Annotated in this window: 11 protein-coding genes; 5 read left to right on the plus strand and 6 right to left on the minus strand. The window is 47.1% G+C overall.

Translation table 11 applies throughout. The features are described 5' to 3' along the window. The first annotated feature begins 3 nt into the window (after positions 1-3). From B5M13_RS20960 to B5M13_RS20975, 4 genes are all read left to right on the plus strand, one after another. On the plus strand, positions 4-735 hold the full coding sequence (locus B5M13_RS20960) for an OmpA family protein (protein ID WP_080057512.1): 732 nt from the start codon (positions 4-6) through the stop codon (positions 733-735). 86 nt (positions 736-821) lie between these two features. Further along, a complete protein-coding gene (locus B5M13_RS20965) occupies positions 822-1577 on the plus strand; it encodes an oxygenase MpaB family protein (protein ID WP_080057513.1) in 756 nt (251 codons plus the stop codon). Between the two features lie 34 nt (positions 1578-1611). Then, positions 1612-2994, plus strand: a complete 1383-nt coding sequence (locus B5M13_RS20970; RefSeq protein ID WP_080057514.1) for an L-serine ammonia-lyase — start codon at positions 1612-1614, stop codon at positions 2992-2994. A 150-nt stretch (positions 2995-3144) separates the two neighbouring features. Next, positions 3145-4224 (plus strand): AI-2E family transporter, encoded by a 1080-nt coding sequence (locus tag B5M13_RS20975; RefSeq protein ID WP_080057515.1) that lies wholly within the window; start codon positions 3145-3147, stop codon positions 4222-4224. A 46-nt stretch (positions 4225-4270) separates the two neighbouring features. On the opposite strand, the gene B5M13_RS20980 is transcribed toward B5M13_RS20975, so the two are convergent. The 5 genes from B5M13_RS20980 to B5M13_RS21000 form a co-directional block, all read right to left on the minus strand. Continuing rightward, complete coding sequence (locus tag B5M13_RS20980) at positions 4271-6775, minus strand: PspC domain-containing protein (protein ID WP_080057516.1); 2505 nt, start codon at positions 6773-6775, stop codon at positions 4271-4273. 21 nt (positions 6776-6796) lie between these two features. Next, positions 6797-7201 carry a PadR family transcriptional regulator gene (locus B5M13_RS20985; RefSeq protein ID WP_080057517.1) on the minus strand — a complete coding sequence of 135 codons (405 nt, stop codon included), beginning with the start codon at positions 7199-7201 and terminating at the stop codon, positions 6797-6799. Between the two features lie 853 nt (positions 7202-8054). After that, entirely contained in the window at positions 8055-8591 is a 537-nt protein-coding gene (locus B5M13_RS20995; RefSeq protein ID WP_080057519.1) for a pyridoxamine 5'-phosphate oxidase family protein, read from the minus strand. Positions 8592-9035: 444 nt separating this feature from the next. Beyond that, positions 9036-9233 (minus strand): IS1/IS1595 family N-terminal zinc-binding domain-containing protein, encoded by a 198-nt coding sequence (locus B5M13_RS34735; RefSeq protein WP_449448524.1) that lies wholly within the window; start codon positions 9231-9233, stop codon positions 9036-9038. Between the two features lie 138 nt (positions 9234-9371). After that, entirely contained in the window at positions 9372-9668 is a 297-nt protein-coding gene (locus B5M13_RS21000; protein ID WP_080057520.1) for a hypothetical protein, read from the minus strand. 92 nt (positions 9669-9760) lie between these two features. Between B5M13_RS21000 and B5M13_RS21005 the strand changes: the two genes are divergently transcribed. Next, on the plus strand, positions 9761-10684 hold the full coding sequence (locus B5M13_RS21005; protein ID WP_080057521.1) for a LysR family transcriptional regulator: 924 nt from the start codon (positions 9761-9763) through the stop codon (positions 10682-10684). Positions 10685-10771: 87 nt separating this feature from the next. Here B5M13_RS21005 and B5M13_RS21010 read toward each other — a convergent pair whose 3' ends face one another. Further along, on the minus strand, positions 10772-12610 hold the full coding sequence (locus B5M13_RS21010) for a right-handed parallel beta-helix repeat-containing protein (RefSeq protein WP_170061168.1): 1839 nt from the start codon (positions 12608-12610) through the stop codon (positions 10772-10774). Between the last annotated feature and the right edge of the window lie 85 nt (positions 12611-12695).

Consider the following 12695-nt stretch of genomic DNA (forward strand, 5'->3'; position numbering starts at 1 on the left):
CAAATGCGTGCTTTATTGTCTTTATTCTTTTTACTGGCGCTTATATCAACAACTTACAGCCAGAATCTAGCCGTTGCCCGAACCCAGAAAACACTGTTCACCATTTCGGCAGTTGATGAAAAAACTTCCCAGGAAATTCCAGCTCTGTTTACCATTCAGGCGAAACAGGCGAAGAAAAAGTTTGTAGGAAAAAGCTTTGCTGATGGAAAGCCATTTGCCTTTGTGCTCACCCGCACCGATACCCTGAATGTGATAGCCAGTTCGCCCGGCTATTACGAAGCAGAAGAACTCATGGTGGTTTCGTGCGATACCTGTACGGATTACGGTTACGTAATTCGACTAGAAAAAGAAGAACCCAAGCCAGATAGTATATTCCGGAATTTGCAGGTCAACAAGGCATTTCGGCTCGATAATGTGTATTTCGATCAGAGTAGCTATATCCTGCGACCAGAATCATACCCTCAATTAAATAAGCTCATCAAGACACTGGTTTCGACGCCAAAGCTAGTTATTGAAATTGCAGGCCACACCGATAATGTCGGCGATCGACGGCTGAACCAGGCCCTTTCCGAAAATCGGGCCAAGATCATTACCAATTACCTGGTCCGTAATGGCATACCCGAAAGCCGCCTTCACCATAATGGATATGGGGATACACACCCAGCGGCTCCCAATGATACGGAAGAGAATAAACGAAAGAACCGTCGTGTCGAATTTGTTGTATTAGCTATGTAAGTAGGTCATTCTTTGTCATAAATTGCCATCGAACTGTTCACGGTGAACAACAAGGTGATTCTGAATGACCACGAAATGGCTTTCCGATGACATATTTCGTAAAACCCGGCTCTATTGTTCGTCAGATATGGGGCGATGCCGATGTAATCTTGCTCGTGTTTGCCGGATCGGCGGCTGAGTTTGCCCTCAACCGAGCTGTCGACTGGTTGTTTTATACCGGAAAATTGCCTGCTGACCCGATTGGCCGCTTATTTTCAACTGTACGCTATGCGCAGGAGATTGTGTTTACTCCTGATGAAAAAGCTCGCCAGGCTATTGCCCGAATGGGTTCTATTCACCAGGGCATTGAGCAGAAACGCGGCTATCAGATTCCGGCCTGGGCCTACCGCGACGTGCTTTACATGCTGATTGACTATTCGCAACGTGCTTTCGAACTGTTGAAACGTCCGCTTACCGATGTAGAGCGTAACGAGTTATTTAGCACCTTTCGTGAAGTTGGTGCAGGTATGGGCGTTCCTGATTTGCCAACCACGTATGCCGACTGGCAGACAGACCGGGAACTGCATCTGAATCGTGATCTGGTTCATAGTGAGTTTACGGATCAGTTGTTTCAGCGGTACCGGGAAGAATTAGGAAACTGGCGGTACGATCTACTCCGACAGGTACAGGGTATGCTGGTTCCTAAACAGGTCCGTCAGTTACTCGAACTGCCCCAGAAGCCTCTCCTTAATTACTCGCTGGGCCTATATGGCCTTCTCAATGCGATTGGCTTACGCTCATTCGTTCAGCGGGTTCTTTTACCAACCGAATATTTGCAGCAGATTCGGGCACTGGATAAATAATTTACGGTTTACCGCTCCAAAAATCTCATCAACAATGCCCTCATCGCCTATTACAACATCTGTTTTCGATCTATTCAAAGTTGGGCCGGGGCCATCCAGTTCGCATACCATCGGCCCTATGAAGGCCGCCTTCGATTTTCGACAGCGACTCGCGCAACCCCCATCCGACAGCCAACAACGGGCCCATACAATTCAGATCCATCTGTACGGCTCATTGAGTGCAACTGGCAAAGGGCATGGCACCGACCGGGCTATTGTGGCAGGGTTACTGGGCTGGCAACCTGAAACGACCGATCCCGATGCCTTACTAAAACTGTTGCGGGATGAATCGGTCACGTATCCTGTATCAGTTAGCTCCCAAACGATTGGTATTGGCCCAAAGGATATCTTTTTCCATAAGAAACGCTATGATTCACCTTATGCCAATACCATGGTACTGAAGTTGGTAGCGAGCGAGGAAATACTAGCCGAGGAAGAATATTATTCTATTGGAGGTGGATTTATCCTTCGGAAAGGGGAGCCTGAGGTTGCTGCCAGTGCGCAATCGGTTCCCTATCCATACGGAACTATGGCAGAATTAAAAGAGCAGCTTGCCAGCCAACAGATTACCCTGGATGACTTGTTGCTGGCCAACGAAATGGCAGTTTCGGGGCGTAGTCGCGTAGAGGTCAATCAGCGGCTCGACCAGATTCTGGAGTTCATGCACAAAGCCGTACGGCGTGGGCTGCGCCACAAGGGGACGCTGCCGGGCTCGATCAGGCTGAGCCGCAAAGCGCCGATTCTGTTCAATCAGGCGAAGGAAATGAGCCAGTCTTCCGACAGTTTCCTGATTTTTCTGAATGCGTATTGCCTGGCCGCATCCGAAGAAAATGCGGCTGGTGGTATCGTCGTTACAGCCCCAACCTCAGGCGCATCGGGCGTAATTCCTGGGTTGACGTATTTAGCCAAGCATCATTTTCATTACGACAAAGCTACCTTGCGAGCGGGTATGCTGGCGGCAGCCGCCATTGGCTTTCTGGTCAAGCACAACGCCAGTATTTCGGGAGCCGAAATGGGTTGTATGGGCGAAATTGGTACTGCCTCGGCCATGGGGGCTGCTTTTCTGACCCGTTGCGCACAGAATAAGGCCAATGTTGGCCCGATTGAAGCGGCTGCCGAAATCGCCATTGAACATCACCTCGGCATGACCTGTGACCCCATTGGTGGATATGTTCAGATTCCGTGTATTGAACGAAATGCGATGGGCGCCGTAAAAGCATACAATGCCTATCTGCTGGCCACCTCTGGAGCGGCTTCGTTTCAGAAAATCTCGCTCGACGCCGTCATCAAAGTCATGAAAGCCACCGGCCGCGATATGTCGACCAAATACAAAGAAACCTCCGAAGCCGGTTTAGCCCTCAGCGCGACAGAGTGTTAAACAGAGAGAAAAATAGAGAAGGAAGAAGGGCGAAAGTTGGGACGTATTATCTCTTTTCGCTTTTCTTCCTTTTTTGATTCTAAAACAATTCCGCACCTTTAACATGTTTTTAATGACATACCGTCAACGTATACGGTACCATTCTCTAAAATGAATTCAATTTATACACCCCAACAGCAACGCATATTATTGATTGCAAGCCTGCTCATTATTGCTGGCTTCATTCTGTTTGGCTTAAGCGGATATACAACGGCTTTCCTGGGGGCAGGTATTTTATATGTAGTTTTCCGTCCCTGGTTTACGGCACTGGCTATTAAACGCAACTGGAACCGATCACTAGTGGCTTCGCTCCTGATTGTTTTTTCGTTGGTGGTCATAATCATGCCCTTCCTGACGCTTAGCCTGTTATTGATCGACCGTATTCAGTATTATAGCCAGCATACGGAAGTGATTCTGAATCTGGTAAAAAAACTCGAAGAGCTTACGGGTTACAAAATTACCAGCCAGCAAAATATTCAGGCAATTCTCCGACAGGGCGGTACCTATGCAAGTCGATTACTGCCTTCTATAGCGGGTGGAGCGCTGGATTTTATCGTGATTATCGGCCTGATGCTCTTTACCTTATACTTCATGTTTGTGCAGCAGGAAGCGTTTCAGAAAGGGCTCCAAAAATACTTACCCTTCAAGCGGGATACGCAGAAAGAACTGGCGGAGTCGCTAAAGAACAACGTAAACGCCAATGTGCTGGGGCAGGCGCTGGTTAGTCTGGTACAGGGTGTGCTGACGGGCCTGACACTCTGGATTTTTGGCGTACCCGATTCGCCATTCTGGGGCACCGTTGCCTTCTTTCTGGCATTTATTCCGGTATTAGGTACACCACTGGTTTGGGCTCCTGCCGGACTGATTCAACTGTCGCAGGGCAATACTGGGGAGGGAGTAGGCATTTTGCTGGTCGGTGTGATCGTCATTATCAACATCGATAATCTGCTTCGTATTATGCTTGCTAAGCGCATGGGCGACATCCATCCACTCGTTACGCTGGCTGGTATCGTACTCGGTGTTCCTATCTTCGGCATAATCGGTCTGGTCATCGGCCCCCTGCTCCTCTCCTATTTCATCGTACTGATTCAGGTGTTCGAACGAGAGAACAAGAAGCAGGAAAAAGAAGCCGCACTAGCCGAGGAGCGCCTAGAGAAAGTAGCTGAAAAGAGCGAAAGAGCGAAAGAGTGAAAGCAGGCTTGCGTCAGCCCACTCTTTCACTCTTTCGCTCTTTATCTTACTGCCGCGTCACTTTACTGGCTCCTGAGGTTTCGGTGTCGAGCGAACCAACCTGACCCAGATCTGCATGGCTGGCACCATTAGCATCAACGGTCGCTTTACCGATATTCATTCCAGTGGCTTCCAGTTTGCAGGCTCCGCTCAATTCAGCATCCAGTTGGTTAGCATGTCCATGCAGTACCGTATTGGAAGCGCCTGACATATCGAGATCCAGTTTATCGACTTCGCCATCGAATACGGTACGACAGGCACCGCTCATGCCGATGGTCAAGTGGCCATACCGCTCGAAGCCGGTCAGGCTGGCTTTTGATGCCCCGGTTAATTGCAGTTCCTCAATCGCCTTCGGAACCGTAATGGTCAGTCCTATGCGTTTCCGATTACTCCAGTCGAATATACCACTCCGGTCGATGAATACTTTTAAGGTATTACCTTCGATTTTTACGTTAACATCCTCCAGGTCTTTTTCACGGCCATCGGCCACCACTTTGTAGGAATCCCCTTTTCGGAAACGCACCACAAAAGCTCCACCTACATCGACTTTCGAAAAATCGGTGACGTTGAACTGTCGGGTATGATCGCCGATATGGTCGAAATCGTCCCCTAGTTCGCTGGCAACGGCATTCTGTACATCTTCCGTCAGATCGGTCACGTCGTTGTCTTCATCATTGTACTCACGATCTTTCTCCCGTGGGTAGTTGATGCAAACCAATCCTTCAACTTTGGTAAACTTCCAGATACTCGACTCCATCCGATCAAACTCTTTTCCGCCAAACTCATTACGGATAAATCGGGCAAACTCACGGGTCATGCGGAATGGCTTCTCGTACGGAACCATCAGATCCATATCCAGATCCTGACCCCTGAAGCGGGATTTGGGAGCCAACTCAATAGTTTCATCGAAACGAACTGTCGAATCCTTAATGGTATACACATACCGGATCTGGCGGGCGTTGACCTGTGCATCGGTCCGGGTGCGGCCCTGCGCACGGAAATACTGCACCAGATTCAATGTATTGCCTTCATACCCTTTCAATTCGATGGATGGTCGCCAGTTGTCATCGTTCTCCGCATTGTTCATCGCGAAAGTCGGAATGGCAGCCGGTACGTTCAGCACTTTGGTTTCTTCGACCGTACCCCGGCGCTGGAAGCTGCTGATGACAGGGGTCACCGTACCGCCAAATATTACCAGACTCACGAGCCAGACGCCAGCTAGTGTCAGGGCGGTACGGCTGCTCAACACACTTCGCATCACGATCAGCATAATGCCCAGTATGGCTAATCCAAAGGCAGGAATGAATCCAACCAGAAAAGCCGTTAGTACCATGGGCGCATTAATATCATCCCGAATCATATCAATAGGCAGGTTACCCAGATGAACGCCCGATTCAAACCCGATGAAGGCCCCCGCAACAGCCAGACAGGCGACCATCAAGGCAAAGGCAAGAATCAGCATAAGCACACCTGCAAAAATCCGAATGACAGCGACCACCGCATTTAGAAACGGCCCTAAAGCACTGCCCAGCCCACCGATTATGGTAGCGATAGCCCGGAACGGAAACAGCAGAACACGAGTCAGGGTACTCTCATTATTTGGCGATTCGTTGATATTCAGGTTCTGCTTAATGCTATGTTCGATATTCGAGAGCGTAATGGGTTGCCCCTGCATCTCCATTTTTTCGGTAAGTGTATTGGCTTGCGGAGCAATCATCCAAAGAACGATGTAGAGCAGAAAACCAACCCCGAACAAGACAATACCCAGCACGAAAAGCAGTCGGATAATACCCGTATCGACACCAAAGTAGGCCGCAATCCCTGAAGCTACACCGCCCAGTACTTTATCTTCGGGATTCCGAAAAAATTTCTTGACAGTTTTGTCATCCTCAATCGTGCTAACTCCCGGCAGGGCAATCCACATGGCAATGTATACAATCAGGGTAAAGCTCGAAACGCCAGCGCCAAACTCATGACCGAGTGGTGGTAAGGCCAGAAACAAGGTCAGAAAAATCAGCCGTATCCACACAACGTCGATGTTGAAGTAATGTGCCAGACCGGCACACACCCCACCCAGGGTTTTCCGACGTAAATCACGCACCAGCCGACGTGGTTCAAGAGATGGGCTTGGAGCGTAGGGCTTTGGGTCTTGCGCGGTGCTCTGACTTCCTGCGTTTTTGGGCCCCTGCCCTATACCGCTAGCCGAATTACGTCCGCCAGTGGTTACGAGTACTTCTTCTTCCTCCACCGCTTCGAAGTCGGCAACGGTACCCATAGCCGCCACGAGTTCGTTCACATCTTCCAGTGAAATAGCCTGTTTATCAGCCGATTTCAATTTCACCAGCAGTTTTTCGGCAATTCGGTTCTCGATATCGGTTACTATTTCCTGGCTATCCTCATAGGTGGAGAAATATTGCTGTACCGACGTCAGGTAACTTTTAAGTTTGTCGTAGCCATCCTCTTCAATATGGAAGATGACGCCACTAATATTAATACTAATTGTCTTTTTCATGGCTATTGAGAAGAGAATAGGTTAAGCGTTGGCAGATGGAGTGGTTGGATCGGATGGCAGAACAGGCGACGCCCCATTAGCCGGTTTCTTGTGCTGCTCCGCTTTACCGACAATGGCATTAACCGACTCGGCAAGCTCCTGCCAGGTTTCGTTAAGAGCATCCAGCGAAGAGCGACCCAGTTCAGTCAGAATATAATACTTACGAGGAGGCCCAGACGTCGACTCTACCCATTTGTAATCGAGCAGACCGGCATTTTTCAATCGGGTTAGTAGTGGGTACAAGGTACCTTCCACAACCATGATTCGGGCGGAGGTCAGCTCGTCAAGCATATCGGAGGCATACACTTCGCCCCGCGATATGATGTGCAAGATGCAGAACTCCAGGATGCCCTTCCGCATTTGCACTTGAGCGTTTTCAATATTCATTGGTATATAAAATTTCGTTAATTTCTTATTTCAAAGGTACTAAAAGGTACTATGCGATGCAAGGTACTTTGCTTCTTTCTATATATAAAACTGGATCAGTGGTAAAAAAGGCAGGCTGAATGGTTATATGATTCAGGATCGTAAATCCAACACTTTTTATGAACTCAGTGCATGCCACTCTGAAAGCGATTCGTCTGAAAAGAAGTCAAAGACCTCGCATGCTATAGGCCGGCCTATCTGTCTGGGCATCTAAGGCAATACCTGAATGGGAAAGCATTGAGCACATCGCCGTGTACCGCTTCATGCTATAATGCTGCAAGAATGGGAAAAATCAATCGGTAATGGCACTCCGTCGCGGTACCGATTGATGAAAATGTGCTGTTGCCGGAGCACTACTATAGTCCAGATGAGTTAAGGAAGCACTTAACCGATTGGGTAGATTACTATAATCTCAACACTATTATGAATCTCTGTATAACGTACGCCCCGCCGATGCGTACTGGGAGCGCTAAGAACAAATCGTTGTCGAGCGTAAAAAATCAAGAAGCTAACGACGGCTCAACGGCGGAAAAGCAACCCATCGCTATGACATATTTTTCAGCGAATCCAAAGTGGCTAGATTTGTCTCTTCTCTTTTTCGCCCCCATCTGTCCACTTTCGGTTGACGATTTACAACGGTGCCTATGAGCGCCTGAAGTTGAGTTTATTCGCTATTATGCTGATTCTATTCGATGGCTTAAAACCAAAGCTAAACGTTGTATTAGATCAACCACCGTTCGCCTATTTGGGTAATACCATTACAGTTTGTTAACAGTAGTACCCAAATCGACGAGCGGCTAAGGAAGGCTACTTGTTAGACCGTTAATTTACCCTCAATCGAGTCATCTAAGGTTTTCCCCATAATCGCACCGGCAGCCATTTTGACAAAGGCTACAGCGTTCCCGTGTTTATTGTCCCAATAATAGCCCTCACGCGTATCCACTTTGATCACCGTAATACGCGGATCGTCCTCTCCTTCGGTGAACCACGTTTTTAAAAGTGGCTCCCAGAGCTCGTTGATCAGCTGTTTATCTTTCGATATGGTGGCCTCACCATAGATACTCAGAAAATCCGAATGGGCCGAGCCTTGAAACAATAAGTGAACTCGAGGGTCAAGTTGTATCTCCGCATTTTTATGACTATCATCGGCACTGAGGAACCAGAAACTGCCAGCTTCATCCACCTTTTGTACCGACATAGGCCTTGTTGTCAATGGCTGGCCTGAGGTGATTTTGGTACAGAAATAACAGGTCTTGTTCTGATCTACTAATTCCTTAATTTTTTTTCCGGCTTGGGTCCCTTTCAGATCCTGGTGATTGGCTTCGGGTTGCTCTTGATTAATACTATCCATAACGTTTTTAATTAGCGTAGAGTTGTTTCCACGGCTAACAACCTGTTGAACCAACTGTCTTTGGAAAAACCCATACTACAAAATTTCTTTATTGTATGGTCTTCGATCGGCCCGTAGTTTCGAACAGATACTACCCAAATTGGAGATTACGTATGGTTAATCAACCTCTATTTTTAGAACACCCATCCGAGGTTTGTCTTAGCCCCCTGAATGGTTGAACAAAATTGGAAAACCAGCCGGGTCGCCGGTGTGATTAGCCCTAATAAATTCAGAAATCATGAGCAAAATCATCGGACAGCCGAAGCTGGCGAAGTTTCTCCCCGAAGACTGCTATTCCATCATCCAAGAGGTAATTCCTGCGGCCATGACGAGACCTGTCGCAACTACAAGGGCACGAGCCACCCCGCTATCCCCTCATTGCTGCACAAGGGGCGATTGGAGTATTTATGCAAGAGCAGAGAGGGCATGAAAGATTCCTATGCACGCGTCGATCCTCAACTGCGAGCACTCGAACCGGGCCACCAGAGCGGTTCGCCCACAGTCGTAACAGCGGTATCGTTGAGTACCTGAGCGAGTGGTGTCATAGCGTTTAACGTGTTGGGTCTGCCCACAATGCTTGCAAGCGATTGCTTCTAAGAGCATTCATAAATGCTACTGATTTCAAGACAGTTGAGCCATTATCCATTCATATTTATTTCCCCATATGCTACAGATAATGTAGTATGGAACCGCTTGTCATTCAGGCTAATGGCCCTGAAGGCAATCCCAACATAAAAATGCTTAGTTGCTAAAGGCTAATTGCTCATTTTCTACATATATCTTTATCTCAGACTGAATACGGATCTGTTTCCCGCTTTCAATTCCTTTTAACCAAGATAATACTCTGGCTTTATCGGCTTTCAATTCCTCTACCCGTTTTAGGGAATCAATATGTTCTTCCCCTTTCCTTTCCATGTGTGAAAAGGTTTTCAAATCATGGAAGTTAATCTTATAAGTAAGTAGGCCGCACAGAACTTCTCGGGCATCTTCATGAGTAAACACGCCCTCAATTAGCTTCAGATCAATTTTGTGTTCCATAAGTAAACATAACATCATGTGTGGCACAAAGGTGACTACTTTATAATATAAGTAAAAATTTATATTATTGATAGAATATATAAATTATTTTTATGAATTACACCTTACACCAACTACAGGTATTTCTCAAAATAGCGCAAACGCAGAGCATTACTAAAGCGGCCGATGAGTTATACCTAACCCAACCTGCCGTTTCGATTCAACTCAAAAATTTTCAGGATCAGTTTGATATTCCCCTGACGGAGATCATCGGCCGCAAACTGTATCTGACCGACTTTGGTCGGGAGATTGCTCTAGCCGCCGAAAAAATCGTGAACGAAGTCTATGCTATTAATTATAAAACCTTGTCCTACAAAGGTCTGCTGTTTGGTCGGCTCCGCATCTCCGTAGTATCGACAGGCAAATATGTGATGCCTTATTTTTTGGCGGGCTTTATACAGACGCACGAAGGGATTGATCTGAAAATGGACGTAACCAACAAGCAGATGGTATTAGAAAGTCTGGCCAATAATGAAGTAGACTTTGCACTTGTCTCGATCATACCCAAGCAATTGGCTGTACAGCGCGTCGAATTAATGCCCAACAAGTTGTATTTCGTAGGGGGTGCCAATAGCATTCAGCAAACGCAGGTGCTGGATCCTCAGGCGCTGAAAAACCTCCCTTTAATTTACCGAGAGGCTGGTTCAGGAACGCGCTACATGATGGAAAAATTTATCGCCGATAACCAGATTCAGGTTCGTAAAAAGCTGGAATTGACATCAAACGAAGCGGTGAAACAGGCAATCATGGCTGGGCTGGGCTATTCAATCATGCCCTTGATTGGTATTCGGAATGAAATTCAACGTGGTGATTTGAAAATTATACCAGTCAGCGGGCTGCCACTGCAAACCTCGTGGAACCTAATCTGGTTGAAAGATAAACCCTTTTCACCCGTTTCCCAGGCGTTCATGAACTATCTGGAAATGAATAAAGAACTTATCATATCCGAACGGTTTACTGGTTACGATCGACAATAACGGTGGCAATTGATAAAAGAAACACTACGCTCACCCAGTAGCGTATTATTTAACTGTCCCCCTTAGTGAATTTGGTATATATAGTTTCTACTTTCTACGTGATGATGGCTGAACGCTCGGGTTGCCTTCAGATTTAAACCTTACCTTGACACCGGCATTGGCAATGATGGCAGCCTTTTTTGGTATGTCGAGGCCATTCGTGTTGAATTCATTATTTTGGGCATGGTTATACTGTCCACCCACATCCGCATTGTAAACGACGTTGTTGGCTACCCGTATGAACTGAGAGTAGTTATCCAGATAAATTGCTTCCACATACCAATCCCCAGCCCACTGGCTTCGCTTGATGTCGTGCAGGTAATTTTCTTCGATACGGGTTCCGCGTTGATTGCCGCCTAAGGTGTAAATGCCTCCTCCATCATCGTGTAACTGAAGGCAGTGATGGATGTGATTGAAGCGGATAAGGTTCGCATAACATCCCATATCCGCATACCCTGCTGGCTGATCCCCCACTTGAATACCACTGTAGGGCATATCAAAAATTTCGTTGTGTTCAATAGTCATCCCATGGACATTATATGCCAGCACACCACCGCCGTTGGTATACACCTGCCCGCATTTTGAAATGGAGTTATTGACAATAACGACACTGTCGGACTGTTCTTCTGGCTTGGCGTTCTTTTTACCCTGAGCATCAATCACAATACCATTGGCGGCTATATTCGTTAGCGTATTTCCGACTATCGGCGAATTATCGACATTGGCGAAAAATACGATGGCGTTTGCGCCTGCATTACGAATAACGTTGCCGCGAATGATCACATGTTGGGCATTCATTAACTTAAAAACAGCCTGTGGGTAGGCGCGGTTGACAAATGTACGGTTAGCAAGTTGGCCATAAGGCAGTACGAATTGCGTAGCTGACAACCCGACTTCTGAAGGGCTGGTCCAGTTTGTACACTCGAACGTAAGGCCCCTGAACTCCAGATTCTGAACGGGCGTTTCCTGAGTGCCAACCACCTCAATCAGTACGTCCAGCACCGGTATTTCGAAATCCAATCGCCTTATATCAGCGTCCTTTTCGGCTTTGAAGTATAGTATTCCCTTTACTTTGTCCAAATACCATTCGCCCGGCTTATCAATAAACTCATAGGCATTTTCATAATAGAAAGGTGCATTCCGATAATAGTTGTCATTCTTATTAAAAACGACAGTTCGTTCCGCATCTTCTGGAATAAACCGGACAGAATCTCCATCGACCTCGTGGCTTTTGTAGCGGACATTCTGGTGGATCCAGTGTGGGAGTACGACCAGTTCCATGGCCTCTTTCTGGGTAACCGACTTCGCAGCGTCCCAGTCTTTTAATGCAATCGTAAACTCCTGTTTTTGCACATTCGCCCGCAACAGTCGAAAGTAAGGGCCAAAATCGGTCTCATTTTCTTTGTTTGGCTGCCTCGCCCGTACCGCTGCTTTACCATTGATGTAGAGTTGCCTGAAATCACTATGTCCCACAAAAGCTTTGTATATGTTTTGTCCGGCATTATGGAGTGTCCAACCAAGAACTTTCTGCCCACCGGATAACACAGGTTTTTCACCTGGATAGGCCTGATAAACTACCCGGCAATTTACCCTGGCGTCCTGCTGATTGAACGTCAGGGTTTGCTGCAACGCATACCGACCGCCCCGTAAATTGACCGTGATTTGTTTCGCTTCCGTTTTCAGAAGGCCACCTACCACCTGCTTTGCTTTCTCGATGGTTTTAAACGGACGTTTCAAGGTTCCCGGATTCGTATCATCCCCTTTCGGCGAGACGTATAGGTTTACCGTTGGGGAAGTAGACAAGCGCTGCGCTACTAAACCTTTACAGATCAGGAAAAGTGGGAGAAGAAGGAATACCCAGAAAAACTTCATCTTAACAGTCTTCATTATACTCTGCTTAAAATTTAATTTCATAAACACACCTGTTTATGTGTTCGTAGCAAAGTTTCCTATTTGTTGAGGTAAGTGATGG

It is taken from the genome of Spirosoma aerolatum (genome assembly GCF_002056795.1).
Taxonomy (GTDB): domain Bacteria; phylum Bacteroidota; class Bacteroidia; order Cytophagales; family Spirosomataceae; genus Spirosoma; species Spirosoma aerolatum.

Excerpts from the sequence above, each read along its gene's own strand:
- B5M13_RS20960 (WP_080057512.1), top strand. The coding sequence starts at position 4 with ATGCGTGCTTTATTGTCTTTATTCTTTTTACTGGCGCTTATATCAACA.
- B5M13_RS20965 (WP_080057513.1), top strand. The coding sequence starts at position 822 with ATGACATATTTCGTAAAACCCGGCTCTATTGTTCGTCAGATATGGGGC.
- B5M13_RS20970 (WP_080057514.1), top strand. The coding sequence starts at position 1,612 with ATGCCCTCATCGCCTATTACAACATCTGTTTTCGATCTATTCAAAGTT.
- B5M13_RS20975 (WP_080057515.1), top strand. The coding sequence starts at position 3,145 with ATGAATTCAATTTATACACCCCAACAGCAACGCATATTATTGATTGCA.
- B5M13_RS20980 (WP_080057516.1), bottom strand. The coding sequence starts at position 6,775 with ATGAAAAAGACAATTAGTATTAATATTAGTGGCGTCATCTTCCATATT.
- B5M13_RS20985 (WP_080057517.1), bottom strand. The coding sequence starts at position 7,201 with ATGAATATTGAAAACGCTCAAGTGCAAATGCGGAAGGGCATCCTGGAG.
- B5M13_RS20995 (WP_080057519.1), bottom strand. The coding sequence starts at position 8,591 with ATGGATAGTATTAATCAAGAGCAACCCGAAGCCAATCACCAGGATCTG.
- B5M13_RS34735 (WP_449448524.1), bottom strand. The coding sequence starts at position 9,233 with ATGCTCTTAGAAGCAATCGCTTGCAAGCATTGTGGGCAGACCCAACAC.
- B5M13_RS21000 (WP_080057520.1), bottom strand. The coding sequence starts at position 9,668 with ATGGAACACAAAATTGATCTGAAGCTAATTGAGGGCGTGTTTACTCAT.
- B5M13_RS21005 (WP_080057521.1), top strand. The coding sequence starts at position 9,761 with ATGAATTACACCTTACACCAACTACAGGTATTTCTCAAAATAGCGCAA.
- B5M13_RS21010 (WP_170061168.1), bottom strand. The coding sequence starts at position 12,610 with ATGAAGACTGTTAAGATGAAGTTTTTCTGGGTATTCCTTCTTCTCCCA.